Origin of the sequence: Aeromonas sp. QDB03 (assembly GCF_027707985.1) — a bacterium.
In the GTDB taxonomy this organism is placed as follows: domain Bacteria; phylum Pseudomonadota; class Gammaproteobacteria; order Enterobacterales; family Aeromonadaceae; genus Aeromonas; species Aeromonas hydrophila.
In genome coordinates, this window is record NZ_JAPCJG010000016.1 from 23,481 (window position 1) to 39,972 (window position 16,492).

The window sequence follows — 16,492 nt, forward strand, 5'->3', positions numbered from 1 at the left end:
ACTTTGCTGGTCGCCAGTCCACAGTGAATCAAGAGCGAAAGCGGGCCGAGCGAGCCCGTCACAAGGATAAGAATGCAACGTATCAAGTGCCGCGTAGAGGAACTGCGCGAATATGTCGACACCATCTGGCACGTGGCTCTGACGCCGCTGCAAGAGGTCAGCTTCAAGCCGGGCCAGTATCTGCTGGTGGTGATGAGCGATTCGGACAAGCGTCCCTTCTCCATCGCCAACTCGCCGACCCGTCCGGGCATGCTGGAGCTGCAGATCGGCGCCACCCCGGAAAACGCCTATGCCGGCCAGGTGCTGGCCCGCATGCGCGAGCAGGGGGAGATCGAGATTGAACTGGCGGCGGGCAAGGCCTTCCTGCGGGAAGAGTCACCCCGGCCGCTGATCCTGATGGCGGGTGGCACCGGTTTCTCCTATGCCCGCTCCATTCTGGAATACCTGATCGATACCGGCAGCAAGCGCCCGGTGTTCTTCTACTGGGGCGTGCGCCAGGCGCACTGGCTCTACGAGCAGGAGCAGATGCAGCAGTGGGAGCGTGACTATGCCCCGCTCACCTTCATTCCGGTGGTGCAGGAGCCGGAAGCGGACTGGACCGGCAAGACCGGGCTGGTGCACAAGGCCATCATGGATGACTTCGTCAGCCTGCATGACTACGACATCTATGTCGCCGGCCGTTTCGAGATGGCGGGCGCGGCGCGGGAGGAGTTCAAGATCCTGGGCGCCGAGCCAGAACGCATCTTCGGCGACGCCTACGAATTCATCTGAGTTCGGCATGAGGCCGGCCACATAGCGTGACCGAGGAATACTCGCTGAATCAGCCTGCTGCTTGCCTTGCGGCAGGCCAGAAACAACAAACCCCAGCCTGGCTGGGGTTTGCTTTATGGGCGACCTGCGTTATTCGCCCTTGGCGCCGAGCTGCTGCTCGAGCTGGGCCAGCTTGGCCTCGAGCGCGGTCAGCTTCTCGCGGGTGCGCAGTAACACCTTGGTCTGCACGTCAAACTCTTCGCGACTGACCAGATCCAGCTTGCCCAGCTGGGACTGCAGCACCTGACGGATCTTCTTCTCCACCTCTTCACCCATGCTGCGAATGCCGGGCGGCAGGGAGTTGTGCACCTGTTTGGCGATCTCTTCCAGTTTCTTCGGGTCGATCATGTGGTTCTCCTTAAGCAATGCGCCATTCTACCGGCAATTGATCCGCTTTGCCGAGATCGAGGGTCGCTTTTTGCCAGCTGCCATACGGGCCGTCGCTGGTCGGGTCTGGTATTCGGGATGAAGCTGTTAACCTATCGAGTCCCGTTTCTATTCCAATTCCTTGATGCTGTACACAAAAAAAGCAGATCAGATGACCGACCAGAGGCTTAATAATTGTTGCGTTGCTGTTAAGATGTACCGGTCGGGTTCTCACCCAACTCAGTCAGCATTTCATGGATAACAACTAAAAAGAGATAAGGATATGAAAAAGAAGCTAATTTACGCCGCGGTTGTCAGTGCTATGCTGGCTGGCTGTGGTGGCAGTGACGATAACAAAGGCGACACCTCCAGCTATCTCGACTATCTGTTGACCGGTTCCAACGCCGTGCGCCCCAGTGCTCTGGCAGCCCGGGCCAGCGATGGCACCCTGAAATTCTCCACCGAAACGGCAGATCTCTCCAACCCGGTCTCGGCCATGTCGACCCTGGATGGCTGGTCCACGACCCAGGCTATCCAGATCGTGCCCGTGACCTCATCCGGCATCCAGGTGCAGGCCCCGGCCGCGGCGGAGTTTGCCGCCTCGGTCGCGCCGCTCTACCTGCTGGAACTGAGCTTTGACAGTGCCGCCCTGCGTCCGAACGGCGTGAAGAAGGTGCTGACCTACGGAGTGGACTTCGTGGTGGCCGCTTCGGCCGGCAAGCTGAACCTGGTGCCGCTCAAGCCGCTGAATCCCTCCTCCTACTACATGATCGTGGCCACCGACTCCCTCAAGGACAGCAGCGGCAATGCGGTCAAGGCCGGCAACGACTACGGCAACTACAAGAACAACGTCGGCAGCAATGCCCAGGAGCAGACCATCAACGGTCTGATCGCCCTGCAGGAAGGGCTGTTCAAGGCTGCCACCGGCGTCTCCACCGATCACGTCATCTTCTCCGACTGGTTCGGTACCCAGTCCGGTGCCGACGTGCTGGTGGCGGTGAAAGGGGCAGCGGCGTCCGTGCTGAAGAGCCCGACCCTGGATGCGGCCGCCCTGTGGAAGCTGGATGCCAAGGGCAACACCAGCCTGCCGGGTACCTATACCCTGAGCGTGACCGGCAGCAATGCCTTCCTGACCCAGCTGGACGCCGAGCAGTTCCTGCCGCAAGAGCAGAAAGATGCGATTGCCGCTGCTGTTTCCGCCAACCCAACCTTGAACTATGTTGCCGGCATCACCAATGTCTATACCGGTACCGTCAAGCTGCCTTACTTCCTCTCCTCGCCGGCCACCGCCGGTTCCTGGGACAAGGCCAAGACCCAGTCCTGGCACGGTGCCATCCCCAGCCTGTACGCCATCGCCAATGCCCTGAAAGCGTCCGACAGCGAAGTGATCGCCGGGCTGGTGGGTGCGGGTGTGGACCCGGCCCTGCTGGCGACGCTGATTGCCGATCCGACCCGTCAGGCCGAGCTGCTGGCCGAGGCGAGCAAGCTGATCGGGGTGACTCTCACCTCCGGCGGCAAGCCGCTGGATGCCGAGCAGAACATCGGTCGCTTCAACCCGCTGCCCAAGCTGGAAGAGGTACAGTCGGTGCCGATGCGGATCTTCGCTGCGACAGCAGACTTGAAGACCATCACGGATGTCATCATCTATCAACACGGCGTCACCTCGGTGAAAGAGAACGCCTATGCGCTGGCGCTGGGTCAGATTGGTGCAGGGTTGCAGGCCCCAACACCTAAGAATGTTGCCGTTGTGGTGATCGATCACCCGCTGCACGGTGAGCGCGGCTTCGCCCTGAGCGGCAGCATGGCGACCGTGACTACCTCCGACAACCCGACCCCGTATCTGAACCTGAGCTACCTGACCGTGGCCCGCGACAACCTGAAACAGAGCGTGGCGGATCTGCTGGGCCTGCGTCTGGCGGTCGGTCTGGCCAATGCCAAGGGTGCCATCGGCACCGCCGGCAGCCTCAAGGTGCACTTCCTGGGCCACTCCCTGGGTGCCATCTCCGGTACCAACCTGCTGGCGGTTGCCAACCAGCCCATCGGCAATGCGCAGGCGGATGCTCTGTTCAAGTTCGACACCGGCGGCCTGGCCATGCCGGGTGGCGGCATCGCGCCGCTGCTGCTGAACTCGCCGACCTTCGGTCCGACCATCAAGATGGGCGTGCTGACCAGCGGCAGTGCCGAGCTGAAAGCGGGCTTCACCGCCTACGCGCCCAACTGCAAGACCGCGGTGCCTACCTGCTTCGTCAACGAGTTCCTGCCAAGCCTGAGCACCACCCAGCAGGCGGCGGCGGCCAGCACGTTGCAGAGCTACAGCTTCGCGGCCCAGTCGGTGCTGGATTCGGCTGACCCGATCAACCTCGGCCGCGGCATCCAGAGCAGCTTCCCGCTGTTCGCCACCGAGATCGTCGGCGATGGCGCGCTGAGCCTGTCTGACCAGGTGATCCCGAACAGCATCGCCTCCGCCCCGCTGGGTGGTACCGAGCCGCTGTTCAAGGTGCTGGCACTGCAGCCGCTGACCGCCACCGGTGCGGCCAGCCACAACGCGGCCCGCTTCGTGGCCGGTGGCCACAGCTCGCTGCTGGCGCCGGACGAGAACTTCGACCCGAGCGGCGATGTGACCACCGAGATGCAGTCCCAGTTCGCCAGCTTCTTCATGAGCGGCGGTACTGCGGTCAAGGTGACCAACGGCAGCCTGCTCAAGCAGTAAGCCAGTCGGCCAATAAAAACGCCGCCCCTCGGGGCGGCGTTTTGTTTTCCGGCATCGCGCTTGTCGCCGGTTCAGGCTGGCCTGGTTGGTGGCCGCTCTGGCTGGCAAGCTCTCGATGACCACTACCACTCAGGCGGGCTGATGATGTCTGTCCAGCCAGCCCTGCAGCAGCCCGACCAGCAGACCGGCCAGGTGGGCCATGTTGGCGGTGCGGGTGCCGAGCAGATCGAAGAAGCCGAGTGCCAGCCAGAACAGCATGAAGCCCATCAGCGCCGGTGGCAGGGTGAGGCCGCAGGCTGGCTGCAACTTGCTGCGCAGCCAGCAGTAGCCGAGCAGGGCATAGACCACCCCGGAGAGGCCGCCAAACAGCGGGCCGCTGGCGAAGAACTCGGCCAGGTTGGGCAGGGCGGCGCCTACCAGCAGCAGGATCAACAGCTTGCCGCTGCCGAGCCGTTGTTCGATCTGGCCCCCCAGATACCACCACCACAGCAGGTTGAACACCAGGTGCAGCACCGAGAAGTGGATGAAGGCCGGGGTGAAGTAGCGCCACGCCTGCCAGTCGGTGAACTGGGCCAGGGTCGGATGGAAGGCCAGCTCATCGAAGATCGGCAGACCGATGGCATCGAGCCCGTAGATGGCCAGACAGGCGATGATCACCACCAGGGTCAGCGGCCCGGCCTGATGCAGGAAGTCGGTGACCGGGTCGGTCATCCCCTTGCTGTAGTCGATGCGGGCATCGGCTCGGCCGGATTGCCAGGAGGCTTCCATGTAGCGGGGGTGGGTCGGCTCGGCCAGGAAGCGTTTCACCTCCAGCTGGGCCTGGGCGAGGCGCTGTTCGTCCGCCAGCCAGACCGAGACGCCAAGCTCGGACTGGGTCAGCTCGCACGAGATGCCGAGGGTGGAGAGATAGTCCACCAGCGCCTGGGCCATGCGGGCATTGTCGAGCACCAGCAGCTGGATCATGCGTCGCCCGCCTGGATCGGGAACTCCCTGCGCCATGCCTCGAAGCCGCCATCCAGGCTGTAGACCTCATCGTACCCCTGTTGCAGCAGGTACTGGGCGGCGCCCTGGCTGCTGTTGCCGTGATAGCACATCACGATCACCGGGGTATCGAAGTCCACCTCGTTCATGAAATGCACCAGGGTGCCGTTGGTGAGGTGGAAGGCGCCGACCGCGTGGGCCGTCTCGAACGACTGGGGGTCGCGAATATCCACGAGGCGGGCTGCACCGGCGGCAAGCTTCTGGTGGGCATCATGGGCACTGATATGGGCAAACTGGTCCATTAACATGTCCTGCGAATAGGTGATTGAGGGTCAGTTTACCGCAAGCGGGGGCCGGCGCTAAGCCCGCAATGTGTCCGGTTATTGTCGTGACCGATCGCAATTTCCTTCAATACCGGGGGCGGGGTGCCGGCTAGGCTGGGGGCTCCTTTTACCGATACGAGCGTTATTCATGGAGACGAGTCTGCTGTTATCCATGGCCGGGTTTGCCCTGGCCATGTCCATCACCCCGGGGCCGGTCAATCTGATCGCCCTCGGCAGCGGCGCCAGGCACGGCTTTGCGGCCAGCCTGCGCCACGTGGTCGGGGCCACCCTGGGGTTCATTCTGTTGCTGCTGTTGATGGGACTTGGGCTGGGCGCCGCCCTGCTGCAATGGCCGCTGGCGGTGGATGCACTGCGCTGGGCCGGGGTGATCTTTCTCGGCTGGATGGCCTGGCAGCTGCTGGTGGACAGCGGCCGGGTGGAAGGGGTCGACGGGGTGGCGCCCTCCTTCTGGTACGGGGCACTGATGCAGTGGCTCAACCCCAAGGCCTGGCTCGCCGCCAGCATGGGGATGGGGGCCTATGGCAGTGCGGGCGGGGTGGGGCAGGTGGCCCTGTTCAGCGGCCTCTACCTGGTCATCTGTCTGTGCTCCATCGCTTGCTGGGCCTATGCCGGCAGTCGATTGCAGGGGTTGCTGCTCGCGCCGCAGCGGCTGCGCTGGTTCAACCGGGCGATGGCGCTGTTGTTGCTGCTCTGCGCCGCCTATCTGGTGCGCTAGCCCAGCCGGGTCAGCTGACTGCGGTAGTGACCCGGGGTGGCAGCCACCCGCCGCTTGAACTGGCGCTGGAAGTGGGCCTGATCGGCAAAACCGCTGGCCAGCGCCACCTCCGCCAGCGGTTCTCCCCGCCTGAGCAGGGTGCGGGCATGGCGGATGCGCTGATCGAGCAGGTAGGCGTGGGGCGTCATGCCGTAATGGCGGCTGAAGCTGCGAACGAAGTGAGAGGGGGTGAGCCCGGCCACCGCGCTCAATTGCGCGAGGGTGAGGGGGCTGCTGCAGTCGTCCTGCATCAGTTCGGCGGCCCGCTGCAGGTGCTGCGGCGGCCGATCGTCCCAGCTGGCCGGGGTGAGCCTGGCCAGCAGCTGGCGACTGAACTGGTGACAGGCCACCTCGCGCGCGAGCGGCTCCTGCTCCTGCCACAGCTGCCGATGGAGCCGGCACAGCCCCTGATAGAGCAGGGGATCCCGGCTTGCGGTCATGTCGAAGGGACGAAACGCATCGCCCAGCCCCGCCTCTTCCTGCTGGCGCTGCAGCCAGCCGGTATCGAGATAGAACATCAGATAGGACCAGGGCTCATCCGCAATCGGGTTGCAGGCGTGCACCTCTTCCGGGTTCATCAGCACCAGGTGGCCGTGGCCGACCTCCTGCCGGCTGCGCTGGTTGAGGTAGTGGCTGTGGCCGCCGGTGATGGCGCCGATGGAGAAGTGGGGGTGGCTGTGCTTGTCATAGCAGACGCGGCGGCCATCCTGCACCGCCCGCGCCTCGATGAAAGGCAGGGTCGGATCGTGCCAGAAACTGTGGTGATCCGGCGCCGTGTCGGCCCTGCTCATGGGTCAGCCGCCGAGATAGGCCTGGCGGACGGCCGGGTTGGCCAACAGGGCCGCCCCCGTGTCCTGCAGTACCACGTGGCCGTTCTCCAACACATAGCCGCGATCGGCCAGCTTGAGCGCCTGGTTGGCGTTCTGCTCCACCAGGAAGATGGTCATGCCGTCGCGGCGCAGCTGCTCTATGGTGTCGAAGATCTGCTGGATGACGATGGGGGCCAGCCCCAGCGAGGGTTCATCCAGCAGCAACAGGCGCGGTTTGCTCATCAGGGCGCGGCCGATGGCCAGCATCTGCTGTTCGCCGCCGGACATGGTGCCGGCGCGCTGCTCCAGTCGCTCGTGCAGGCGGGGGAACAGGGTGAAAATCTGATCCAGCAGGCCGCGCTGCTCGGCCTTGTCGACGAAGAAGGCCCCCATCAGCAGGTTCTCCTCCACAGTCAGGCGAGCGAAGATGCGGCGCCCCTCCGGCACCACGGCGATGTCCTTGCGCATGATGCGGGCGGTGGAGAGCGAGTCTATCTGCTCTCCCTCGAACCAGATGGAGCCGCTGCTGGGCTTGGGTTCGCCGCACAGGGTCATCAGCAAGGTGGTCTTGCCGGCGCCGTTGGCGCCGATCAGGGTGACGATTTCCCCCTCTTTTACCTGGACGCTGACGTCGTGCAGCGCCTGAATTTTGCCGTAGTGGGTCGATACGTTGCGAAGTTCTAACATCTTTTTGTCCTTACGACTCGCCCAGATAGGCCTTGATCACTGCCGGATTGCTGCGGATTTCGTCCGGCTTGCCGTGGGCCAGCGGGGTGCCCTGGTTGACCACGAAGATGCGGTTGGAGATCTCCATCACCAGCTTCATGTCGTGCTCGATCAGCAGCACCGAGACCCCGAACTCGTCCCGCAGGTTGGAGATGAGCTCGTTCAGCTCGTCGGTCTCGTGGGGGTTGAGACCGGCGGCCGGCTCGTCCAGCATCAGCAGCTCGGGCCGGGTCGCCATGCAGCGGGCAATCTCGAGCCGGCGCTGCTGGCCATAGGCCAGGTTGCCGGCGGCGCGGTTGGCGAGATCCTTGAGCCCCACCTTCTCCAGCCAGAAGGCGGACTGCTCCAGCCCCTCCCGCTCGGCGCGGCGGAAGGCCGGGGTCTTGAACAGCCCGGCCAGAAAGCCGGTGTTGAGGTGCCTGTGCTGGGCCACCAGCAGGTTTTCCACCGCCGTCATGTCCTTGAACAGTCGCACGTGCTGAAAGGTGCGCACTATGCCCTTGCGGGCGATGAGGTGACCGGGCAGCCCCTGGATCTCCTCGCCCTTGTAGCGGATGATGCCGCCGCTCGGACGGTAGAAGCCGGTCAGGCAGTTGAAGACGGTGGTCTTGCCCGCCCCGTTGGGGCCTATGATGGAGATCACCTCCCCCTTGTCCACGTCCAGCTTGACGCCGTTGACCGCCAGCAGGCCCCCGAAGCGCATCGACAGATCAGAAACTTCCATTAACTTCTGATGAGTACTCATTTTCTCAGCTCCCGGGTCAGAGTGGAGTGAGCCAGCGCCAACAGCCCACCCATGTGGCGCATCGACAGATCAGAGACTTCCAATAACTTCTGATGAGTACTCATTTTCTCAGCTCCCGGGTCAGAGTGGAGTGAGCTAGCGCCAACAGTCCACCCATGTGGCGCATCGACAGATCAGAGACTTCCATTAACTTCTGATTGGAACTCATTTTTTCAACTCCAGATGCGGACGGGTCATCGGCAGCAATCCCTGTGGTCGCCAGATCATCATGAACACCATCAAGAGGCCGAACATCAGCATGCGGTACTCGTTGAACTCGCGCGCCAGCTCAGGCAGCACTGTCATCACGATGGCGGCCAGTACCACCCCGATCTGGGAGCCCATGCCGCCCAGCACCACGATGGCGAGCACGATGGCAGACTCGATGAAGACGAAAGACTCCGGACTGATGAAGCCTTGGCGCGAGGCGAAGAAGCTGCCGGCGAAGCCCGCGAAGCAGGCACCAATGGTGAAGGCGGTCAGCTTGATGATGGTGGGGTTGAGCCCCAGCGACTTGCAGGCGATCTCGTCTTCCCGCAATGCCTCCCAGGCGCGGCCGAGCGGCATGCGCAGCAGGCGGTTGATGACGAACAGGGTGGCGATCACCAGCACCAGCGCCATCAGGTAGAGGAAGATCACCTTGTGGTTGGCGTTGTAGGCGATGCCGAAGAACTCGTGGAAGGTCTCGAAGCCGCCATCCTTGACGGTGCGGTTGAACTCCAGACCGCCCAGGGTCGGCTTGGGAATGCCGGAGATGCCGTTCGGGCCGCCGGTCAGGCTGGTCATGTTGTTGAGCAGGATGCGGATGATCTCGCCAAAGCCCAGGGTGACGATGGCCAGATAATCCCCTCGCAGCCGCAGTACCGGGAAGCCGAGCAGAAAGCCGAAGGTGGCCGCTGTCAGCCCGGCGATGGGCAGGCACTCCCAGAAGCTGAGCCCGAAGTAGGTGTTGAGCAGGGCATAGCTGTAGGCGCCGACCGCGTAGAAGCCGACGTAGCCGAGATCCAGCAGGCCGGCGAGGCCGACCACCACGTTCAGACCCAGCCCCAGCATGATGTAGATGAGGGCCAGGGTGGCCAGATCGATGGCACCGCGCGAGGCCATGAAGGGCCAGCTCACCGCGAACAGCAGCACCAGCACGGCGGTGAGGTTATAGAGCTTGGGGGCCTCTTCGGGGCTCGGCAGCACCAGCTTGGTGAAGCCGACCGAGAAGCCGCTGATGGAGGCCTGAAACAGCCGGGCGATCTGGCCGCGCAGCAGTTGGAACCAGAACACCAGGGTGGCGCCGCCCAGCAGCCAGGCCAGCGACACGTCGAGTCGGCTGGTCACCAGCAGTTTGGTGCCATCGGTTTCGAGCTTGAAGCCGAGCAACCAGAAGGAAAGCACCAGCAGCACCAGGCTGGCGATGCAGGCATGAACCAATTGACGTTTCATCATACCTTCTCGACCTCCGGGCAACCCAGGATCTCGCTGTCGGCCATGCTCGACGGCATCAGGTAGGGGGCAACTGCATGAATGAAGTGGCGTTTCATCATACCTTTTCGACCTCCGGGCGACCCAGAATGCCGGTGGGCATAAACAGCAGCACGCCGATCAGCAGGGCAAAGGCCATCACGTCCTTGTACTCGGTGCTGAGGTAGCCGGCGGTGAGCGCCTCGACCACGCCGAGCAGCAGGCCGCCCAGCACGGCGCCGGGAATGCTGCCGATGCCGCCCAAGACCGCCGCCGTAAAGGCCTTCAAGCCGGCCATGAAGCCGAGGTAGGGGTTGATGACGCCGTAATACATGCCGAGCAGCACGCCGGCGACGGCGGCCAGGGTAGCCCCCAGCACGAAGGTAATGGAGATGACCACGTGGGTATCGATACCCAGCAGGTTGGCCATCTTGATGTCTTCTGAACAGGCGCGGCAGGCGCGGCCCATGCGGGAGCGACCGATGAACTGGGTCAGTGCCAGCATGGTGATGAAGGTCACCACGAAGATGATGAGCTGCATCCAGGAGAGGCTGGCCTGGAAGCCGTCGGCTTCACCCAGAGTCCAGCCGCCGGAGATCAGGGTGGGCATGGCGATGTCGCGCGAGCCCTGGGCCATCCGCATCATGTTCTGCAGGAAGATCGACATGCCGATGGCGGAGATGAGGGGGATCAGCCGGTTGCCGCCCCGCAGCGGGCGGTAGGCGACCCGCTCTATGGTCCAGCCATAGGTGCCGGTGATGACGATGCTGACCAGGAAGGCGCCCCCCAGCAGCAGGAAGGTGCTGTCGATGCCCATCATCATGAGCCCCGCCATCACCATGAAAGCGACATAGGAGCCGATCATGTAGACCTCGCCGTGGGCGAAGTTGATCATGCCGATGATGCCATAGACCATGGTGTAGCCGATGGCGATCAACGCATAGGTGCTGCCTATGGTTAACCCGTTCAGCAACTGCTGAACCAGGTAAAGGAAGTGTTCGGACATACTGCGTTCCCTGTACTTGCCCGCAAAGAAAGGAGGGGTGACTCATGTCACCCCGACCGGCAGATTATTTGACTTGAGTGGAGGTACCGTCGGCGTGCCACTGGAACACACCGAATTCAAAGCCTTTCAGGTCGCCACTCGGAGCCCAGCTCAGGGTGCCCATGACGGTATCGATCGGTGCGGCCTTGATGGCGGCGGCAACGGCAGCCGGGTCATCCTCACCCGCCTTGGCGATACCGGCAGCCAGGGTTTGCACCGCGGCATAGGTGGTCCACACGAACGGACCGGAGGAGTCCTGGCCCTTGGCTTTGAACGCGGCCACCAGCGGGGCGTTGGCCGGCACCAGGTCATATTTGTTCGGCAGGGTCACCAGCAGGCCTTCGGAGGCCGGACCGCCGATGGCGGAAATGTCCTTGTTGCCGACCCCTTCCGGACCCATGAACTTGGCCTTGAGGCCCTTCTCGCCAGCCTGACGCAGGATCAGGCCCAGCTCGGGGTGATAGCCGCCGTAGTAGACGAAGTCGACGTTCTCTTTCTGCAGCTTGGCGATCAGGGCGGAGAAGTCCTTGTCGCCGGCGGTGATGCCTTCAAACGCCACCACCTTGACGCCGGCCTTGTCCAGCGCCGCTTTCACGCTGGAGGCGATGCCTTCGCCGTACTGTTTCTTGTCGTGGATGACGGCCACGCGCTTGGGTTTGACCTGCTCGATGATGTACTTGGCGGCGGTCGGACCCTGGTCGCTGTCCAGGCCGATGGTACGCAGTACCAGCTGATAGCCGCGCTCGGTGATCTTGGGGTTGGTGGAGGCCGGAGTGACCATCAGCACGCCTTCATCTTCATAGATGTCGGAAGCGGGCAGGGTGTTGTCGGAGCAAAGGTGGCCGACCACGAACTTGACGCCGTCGTTGATCACCTTGTTGGCGACCGCCACGGCCTGCTTGGGATCGCAGGCGTCGTCATAGATGACGGCTTCGATCTGCTTGCCCTTGATGCCACCGGCCTTGTTGATCTGCTCGACCGCCATCTTGCCGCCGGTGAACTGCATGTCGCCGTACTGGGCGACCGGGCCGGTGACCGGACCGGCGATGCCGATCTTGATGGTGTCCGCCGCGTGGACCAGTGATACCGATCCGAACAGGGCCATAGAAACCGCTGTCCTGACTGCCATTTTGCTCAACTTATTCATCGATTCGTCCCTTAATCAGTGGATTGTTTCATTTTCCGTGTGCCATTCCGAACCGTGATCCCGCCAGTCCGGCAATAGGTATGGTTCTATCATTCCTCGCTGGGCAATAACAAGCTGTTAAAGATACTAACCAGAGAGGGTGGAATAGTGCTTTTTTGAAACAAATAACCAATATTGAAATCTGATTTAGATATTGATGCTAAAGGTGTTGATTAACATCTTCTCAGCAAGGTGTGCTTTCGATAAATGATAGATGAAAAAACTGACGATATTTTACCCTGACACTGCTCCCATTTTGACCAAAATCCGTTTGCGCAAATAGAAATGAGCGCCTAGATTAGCCAGCATTGACAATTCATTGGCAGTGCTCGTTAAAACCAAGCCTTTATTCGGGAAATCTGCTAATGTTCCGCCTTTGATCTTCAGGAGACAGAGATGGCCACTATCAAGGATGTCGCCTCCCGCGCAGGCGTATCCATCTCCACCGTCTCACATGTACTCAATCACACCCGTCGGGTCAGCGAAGACGCAACCCAAAAAGTGCTTGAGGCGGTGGCAGAACTCAACTACGCGCCCAACTCGGTAGCGCGCAGCCTCAAGATAAACTCGACCAAGACCATCGGCATGCTGGTGACCACCAGTGCCAACCCCTTCTTTGCGGAAGTGGTGCAAGGGGTGGAGGCGTACTGCTTCGAGCAGGGCTACAGCCTGATCCTCTGCAATACCGAGAACCAGCCGCCCCGTCAGCAGCACTACCTGCGCATGCTGATGGAGAAGCGGGTCGACGGTCTGCTGGTGTTGGGAACCGACATCGATACCCCGCTGCGCGACATGCTGCGCATCCACAAGAACGTGCCGCAAGTGGTACTGGACTGGGGTACCGAGTGTGACTTTGCCAACGTCATCAACGACAACGCCCGCATCGGTGCGCGCCTGGCAGTGCGCCATCTGCTGGAGCAGGGTCACCGCGACATCGTCTGCATCACGGGTCAGCTGGCCAAGCCGACCACCCAGCAGCGGCTGGACGGGGTGCGCGATGCCCTGGGCGAGCAGGGACTAACCCTGAAAGACGAGCAGATCTTCGAAGGGGATTACGAGAGCCAGAGCGGATTCGATGCCATGCAGCGGATCCTGGCCCTCAAGCCGCGGCCGACCGCGGTGTTTGCCTTCGACGATCCCATGGCGATCGGCGCCATCTGCGCCGCCTGGGAAGCCGGGGTCAAGGTGCCGGACGACATCTCCATGATCGGTTATGACGACGTGGAGATGGCGCGCTTCTCCAGCCCGCCGCTGACCACCATCCGCCACCCCAAGGCCGAGCTCGGCCTGCTGGCGGTGCAGCAGCTGGTGAGCCGGATCCGCAACAAGGAGCTGGAAGTCGAGTCGATGACGGTCCAGCCGGAGCTGATCGTCCGCCGCTCGGTCAAGTCCCTGCGCTGAGCGCGCCACGGCAGAGCCATCAACAAGAAAACCCCCTCGCCAGCGAGGGGGTTTTTGTTTGGCCCGGGTTTATTGCAAGGGCGGCCAGTACTCCTTGTTGGCAGCGATCAGGTCGTCCAGGATGGCTTTGGCCACCGAGGCGCTCGGCACCGTCTTGGAGAGAGTGATCGCCTGCCACAGCTTCTGATAGGAGCGCTCGATCCACGCCTCCACCACCAGCTTCTCGACGGCCACCTGCTGGCCCATCATGCCCTGCTGGAACAGCGGGATGTTGCCCACCTGCAGCGGCTCGGGGCCGCTGCTGCCCACCAGGCAGGGGATCTCGACCATGGCCTCCGGGTCGAAGTTGGGGATGGCGCCCCGGTTCGGCACGATCAGCAGCATCCGCTCCTGGGTGTTGAAGGCGATGGCGGTGGCCAGATCCACTATGTAGGAGGCGTGCTCGTCGATCTCCAGCTCGCCGGCCGCGGCGTTGCCGGCCGCCACGATGGCGCGGCAGGCGCTGAACACATGTTTCTCGCGGTGCTCCATCACCTCGTTGGCGCGGGTGTGCTCCGGATTGGAGTGGGCAACCACATAGTCCGGGTAGAGGTAGTACTTCAGATAGGTGTTGGGCAGGGTGTCCGGATCAAGGGCCCACACGTCCCTGGCCTTGGCGAAGGTGTCGTTCCAGCTGGCCTCGGCGTGGCCGGCCTGCTTGGGCACATAGCCGTGCTTGGCCACGTGGGCCTTGATGGCCGGCATCAGGTCGTTGCCCGCCAGATCCTCGATGCGGGTCCACCAGCCGAAGTGGTTGAGACCGTAGTAGCGTACCCGCATCTCCTTGCGTGACGGCAGGCCGGCGATCTGGGCCATCCGTCCCTCGATGCCGATGGGCATGTCGCAGATGTTGAGGATCCTGGCGTGGGGGCGCAGGCGACGGGTCGCCTCGGCCACGATGGCGGCCGGGTTGGAGTAGTTCAGCATCCAGGCATCGGGCGAGTACTGCTCCATGTAGTCGACCAGCTCCAGCACGCCGCCGATGGAGCGCATGCCGTAGGCGATGCCGCCCGGGCCGCAGGTCTCCTGGCCGACCACGCCATGGCGCAGCGGGATCTTCTCGTCCAGCTCGCGCATGGGGTACTTGCCGACCCGGATATGGGCCATCACGAAGTCCACCCCGCTGAAGGCTGCCTTGGGGTCGGTGCCATAGCTGAAGGCGATGTCCGGAGCCTGCTCCCGCAGCAGGATGCGGCAGGCTTCGGCGATCACCTCCTGGCGGGCGCCATCGTTGTCGTAGAACTTGATCTCCCGCAGCGGGAAGCGGTGCTGGTTCTCCAGCAGCATGAGAACGATGCCCGGGGTAAAGGTGCTGCCACCGCCGGCAATGACGACAGAGAATTTTTTCATGATCATGACTCCGTTACGAAAGAAGAGGAGGAGGGGGTGTTCATCAGGCTCTCCATGTTTTCCCTTAGCTGGGGCACATGCAGACCGATAATGATCTGGATGCTGTCACCGTGGCGGACCACGCCGTGGGCACCCAATTGTTTGAAAGCATCATCCGGTGCCGCCAGGCTCGCATCACGCAGCGATATGCGCAGCCGGGTGGCGCAGTTGTTTAGGCTGTTGATATTTTCAGCGCCACCGAGCGCCGCCAGAATATGGCCGGCAATATCATGGCCGCGCTGTTTTTTGGCAGCCTGATAATCGGCCTTGGAATACAGTTTTATTTCGCTTTCATCCCGCCCAGGGGTTTTCAAATTGAATTTCAGAATGAGCGTGCGGAATATCAGGAACCAGATCCCGGTAAAGGTCAGCCCGATGGCAATCTGGGTAAACATCATGCCGGCGTGATTGTGGAACATGGGGATCCAGTTCTGCGGCAGGAACTGGTCGAGCAGACCGCCGCCCATGTTGCCGACGACCCCGAACAGGTACATCACGGTCGCCATGGTGGCAGCCAGCAGGGCATGAATGGCGAACAGCAGGGGCGAGATGAAGAGGAAGGTGAACTCGAGCGGCTCGGTGATCCCCACCAGCATGGCGGTCAGGGTGGCCGGGATCAGCAGGCCGGCCACCTTGGCTTTGTTCTCCCTGGCGGCGGTGGCGTAGATGGCGAGCGCAATCCCCATGGCCCCGAAGATCTTGGAGTTGCCGTGCAGGGCGAAGCCACCCTGGGGGAACAGCTCGATCAGCGGTCGGGTACTCTGGCTGAACTCCAGCATGTGCTGGGCCCAGTAGAGCTGGATGCCGCCTTCCACCGCGGCCGGGCCGAAGATGAAGGGGCCGTAGATGAAGTGGTGCAGGCCGGTCGGGATCAGGATCCGCTCGAGGAAGGTGTAAACCCAGACGCCGAGCGGGCCGGAGACCAGCATGAACTCCTGCAGGGAGGCGATGCCCATCTGTACCTTGGGCCAGCCCAGCAGGGTCAGCCAGGCGCAGGGGATCATCACGAAGAAGGCGACGATGGTGACGAATGAGCTGCCCTGGAAGATGCCAAGAAAGACCGGCAGCTGCCGGTCGAACAGCCGGTTGTGCAGGGCGGTGACGATGCCGGAGATGGCGATGGCACCTATGATGCTGGTGTCCAGGGTCTTGATGCCGGCCACCATGGCCAGCCCGCTCTCGCCACCCACCGCCTGGTTGAAGTCGACCCCGAAATAGTCGCCCCAGGTCATCCCCATGGCATTGATGAAGTAGTTCCAGGTCATGAAGCTGACCAGCACGGAGAGGCAGGCGCGGGCCTGAGCCTTGTTTGCCAGCCCGATCGGCAGGCCGATGGCAAATATCAGCGGCATATTTCGAAATACCGTCCAGCCACCCTCTTCAATAATATGAACTATTTGAAAAAACAGTCCCTGAGGATTGGCCAGCGTCTCTCCCACGAACATGGGATTTTTCAGCATGATTGCAATGCCTACCACCATACCTGCGAATGGAAACAGTAATACAGGCGTAAACATTGCCCCGCCAAAACGTTTAATTTGACTGAGCATATAGCGTCCCTTTTTATTAGAGAATTGTCTGACTGCTGTTGTCGTGTTGCTGAATTGAACCTAACAACAAGCGATCAGGCCCTCATGAAATATGTGGTGGTTATGTGATCCGGCGCATGCACTTATTTAGACAAAGAGATCTAAAT

15 protein-coding genes are annotated in these 16,492 nt (G+C 62.2%); 4 read left to right on the forward strand and 11 right to left on the reverse strand.

Annotated features, from left to right (window positions below; translation table 11 throughout):
- The first annotated feature begins 72 nt into the window (after nucleotides 1-72).
- Nucleotides 73-771, forward strand: a complete 699-nt coding sequence (gene fre, locus PG900_RS21770; RefSeq protein WP_016348960.1) for an NAD(P)H-flavin reductase — start codon at nucleotides 73-75, stop codon at nucleotides 769-771.
- Nucleotides 772-900: 129 nt separating this feature from the next.
- On the opposite strand, the gene ubiK is transcribed toward fre, so the two are convergent.
- Nucleotides 901-1,158, reverse strand: a complete 258-nt coding sequence (gene ubiK, locus PG900_RS21775) for a ubiquinone biosynthesis accessory factor UbiK (protein WP_005307315.1) — start codon at nucleotides 1,156-1,158, stop codon at nucleotides 901-903.
- 301 nt (nucleotides 1,159-1,459) lie between these two features.
- On the opposite strand from ubiK, the gene PG900_RS21780 reads away from it, so the two are divergent.
- The gene (locus PG900_RS21780; RefSeq protein WP_270832273.1) at nucleotides 1,460-3,886 is read left to right on the forward strand and encodes a VolA/Pla-1 family phospholipase; all 2,427 of its coding nucleotides are present in this window, start codon (nucleotides 1,460-1,462) and stop codon (nucleotides 3,884-3,886) included.
- 129 nt (nucleotides 3,887-4,015) lie between these two features.
- Here PG900_RS21780 and glpG read toward each other — a convergent pair whose 3' ends face one another.
- Both glpG and glpE read right to left on the reverse strand, forming a co-directional pair.
- Nucleotides 4,016-4,849 (reverse strand): rhomboid family intramembrane serine protease GlpG, encoded by an 834-nt coding sequence (gene glpG / locus PG900_RS21785; protein WP_011704134.1) that lies wholly within the window; start codon nucleotides 4,847-4,849, stop codon nucleotides 4,016-4,018.
- Nucleotides 4,846-5,169 (reverse strand): thiosulfate sulfurtransferase GlpE, encoded by a 324-nt coding sequence (glpE, locus tag PG900_RS21790; RefSeq protein ID WP_270832275.1) that lies wholly within the window; start codon nucleotides 5,167-5,169, stop codon nucleotides 4,846-4,848. The genes glpG and glpE overlap by 4 nt, the downstream gene beginning before the upstream one ends.
- 70 nt (nucleotides 5,170-5,239) lie before the next feature.
- On the opposite strand from glpE, the gene PG900_RS21795 reads away from it, so the two are divergent.
- A complete protein-coding gene (locus PG900_RS21795; RefSeq protein ID WP_270832277.1) occupies nucleotides 5,240-5,926 on the forward strand; it encodes a LysE family translocator in 687 nt (228 codons plus the stop codon).
- Here the strand turns inward: PG900_RS21795 and PG900_RS21800 are convergent.
- The 6 genes from PG900_RS21800 to PG900_RS21825 all read right to left on the reverse strand — a co-directional run bounded on the left by PG900_RS21800 (nucleotide 5,923) and on the right by PG900_RS21825 (nucleotide 11,928).
- Nucleotides 5,923-6,756, reverse strand: coding sequence for an AraC family transcriptional regulator (locus PG900_RS21800; protein ID WP_270832279.1), 834 nt, complete (start codon nucleotides 6,754-6,756; stop codon nucleotides 5,923-5,925). The genes PG900_RS21795 and PG900_RS21800 overlap by 4 nt on opposite strands.
- Nucleotides 6,757-6,759: 3 nt before the next feature.
- Entirely contained in the window at nucleotides 6,760-7,461 is a 702-nt protein-coding gene (locus PG900_RS21805; protein ID WP_011704138.1) for an ABC transporter ATP-binding protein, read from the reverse strand.
- Nucleotides 7,462-7,471: 10 nt separating this feature from the next.
- Nucleotides 7,472-8,245: a high-affinity branched-chain amino acid ABC transporter ATP-binding protein LivG gene (gene livG / locus PG900_RS21810; RefSeq protein ID WP_024945484.1), complete on the reverse strand. Its 774-nt coding sequence runs from the start codon at nucleotides 8,243-8,245 to the stop codon at nucleotides 7,472-7,474.
- 204 nt (nucleotides 8,246-8,449) lie between these two features.
- On the reverse strand, nucleotides 8,450-9,718 hold the full coding sequence (locus PG900_RS21815) for a high-affinity branched-chain amino acid ABC transporter permease LivM (protein ID WP_270832281.1): 1,269 nt from the start codon (nucleotides 9,716-9,718) through the stop codon (nucleotides 8,450-8,452).
- A gap of 97 nt (nucleotides 9,719-9,815) precedes the next feature.
- The gene (gene livH / locus PG900_RS21820; RefSeq protein ID WP_011704141.1) at nucleotides 9,816-10,742 is read right to left on the reverse strand and encodes a high-affinity branched-chain amino acid ABC transporter permease LivH; all 927 of its coding nucleotides are present in this window, start codon (nucleotides 10,740-10,742) and stop codon (nucleotides 9,816-9,818) included.
- 64 nt (nucleotides 10,743-10,806) lie between these two features.
- Nucleotides 10,807-11,928 (reverse strand): branched-chain amino acid ABC transporter substrate-binding protein, encoded by a 1,122-nt coding sequence (locus PG900_RS21825; protein WP_016348967.1) that lies wholly within the window; start codon nucleotides 11,926-11,928, stop codon nucleotides 10,807-10,809.
- 435 nt (nucleotides 11,929-12,363) lie between these two features.
- Here PG900_RS21825 and PG900_RS21830 point away from each other — a divergent pair, with 435 nt between their 5' ends.
- Nucleotides 12,364-13,368 carry a substrate-binding domain-containing protein gene (locus tag PG900_RS21830; RefSeq protein ID WP_011704143.1) on the forward strand — a complete coding sequence of 335 codons (1,005 nt, stop codon included), beginning with the start codon at nucleotides 12,364-12,366 and terminating at the stop codon, nucleotides 13,366-13,368.
- 69 nt (nucleotides 13,369-13,437) lie between these two features.
- Here PG900_RS21830 and PG900_RS21835 read toward each other — a convergent pair whose 3' ends face one another.
- Nucleotides 13,438-14,757, reverse strand: coding sequence for a 6-phospho-alpha-glucosidase (locus PG900_RS21835; protein WP_024945483.1), 1,320 nt, complete (start codon nucleotides 14,755-14,757; stop codon nucleotides 13,438-13,440).
- Between the two features lie 2 nt (nucleotides 14,758-14,759).
- Nucleotides 14,760-16,346 carry an alpha-glucoside-specific PTS transporter subunit IIBC gene (locus PG900_RS21840; protein WP_270832283.1) on the reverse strand — a complete coding sequence of 529 codons (1,587 nt, stop codon included), beginning with the start codon at nucleotides 16,344-16,346 and terminating at the stop codon, nucleotides 14,760-14,762.
- Nucleotides 16,347-16,492: the final 146 nt, after the last annotated feature.

Coding starts and splice junctions, on each gene's coding strand:
- fre (WP_016348960.1), top strand. CDS start 73: ATGCAACGTATCAAGTGCCGCGTAGAGGAACTGCGCGAATATGTCGAC.
- ubiK (WP_005307315.1), bottom strand. CDS start 1,158: ATGATCGACCCGAAGAAACTGGAAGAGATCGCCAAACAGGTGCACAAC.
- PG900_RS21780 (WP_270832273.1), top strand. CDS start 1,460: ATGAAAAAGAAGCTAATTTACGCCGCGGTTGTCAGTGCTATGCTGGCT.
- glpG (WP_011704134.1), bottom strand. CDS start 4,849: ATGATCCAGCTGCTGGTGCTCGACAATGCCCGCATGGCCCAGGCGCTG.
- glpE (WP_270832275.1), bottom strand. CDS start 5,169: ATGGACCAGTTTGCCCATATCAGTGCCCATGATGCCCACCAGAAGCTT.
- PG900_RS21800 (WP_270832279.1), bottom strand. CDS start 6,756: ATGAGCAGGGCCGACACGGCGCCGGATCACCACAGTTTCTGGCACGAT.
- PG900_RS21805 (WP_011704138.1), bottom strand. CDS start 7,461: ATGTTAGAACTTCGCAACGTATCGACCCACTACGGCAAAATTCAGGCG.
- livG (WP_024945484.1), bottom strand. CDS start 8,245: ATGAGTACTCATCAGAAGTTAATGGAAGTTTCTGATCTGTCGATGCGC.
- PG900_RS21815 (WP_270832281.1), bottom strand. CDS start 9,718: ATGAAACGTCAATTGGTTCATGCCTGCATCGCCAGCCTGGTGCTGCTG.
- livH (WP_011704141.1), bottom strand. CDS start 10,742: ATGTCCGAACACTTCCTTTACCTGGTTCAGCAGTTGCTGAACGGGTTA.
- PG900_RS21825 (WP_016348967.1), bottom strand. CDS start 11,928: ATGAATAAGTTGAGCAAAATGGCAGTCAGGACAGCGGTTTCTATGGCC.
- PG900_RS21830 (WP_011704143.1), top strand. CDS start 12,364: ATGGCCACTATCAAGGATGTCGCCTCCCGCGCAGGCGTATCCATCTCC.
- PG900_RS21835 (WP_024945483.1), bottom strand. CDS start 14,757: ATGAAAAAATTCTCTGTCGTCATTGCCGGCGGTGGCAGCACCTTTACC.
- PG900_RS21840 (WP_270832283.1), bottom strand. CDS start 16,346: ATGCTCAGTCAAATTAAACGTTTTGGCGGGGCAATGTTTACGCCTGTA.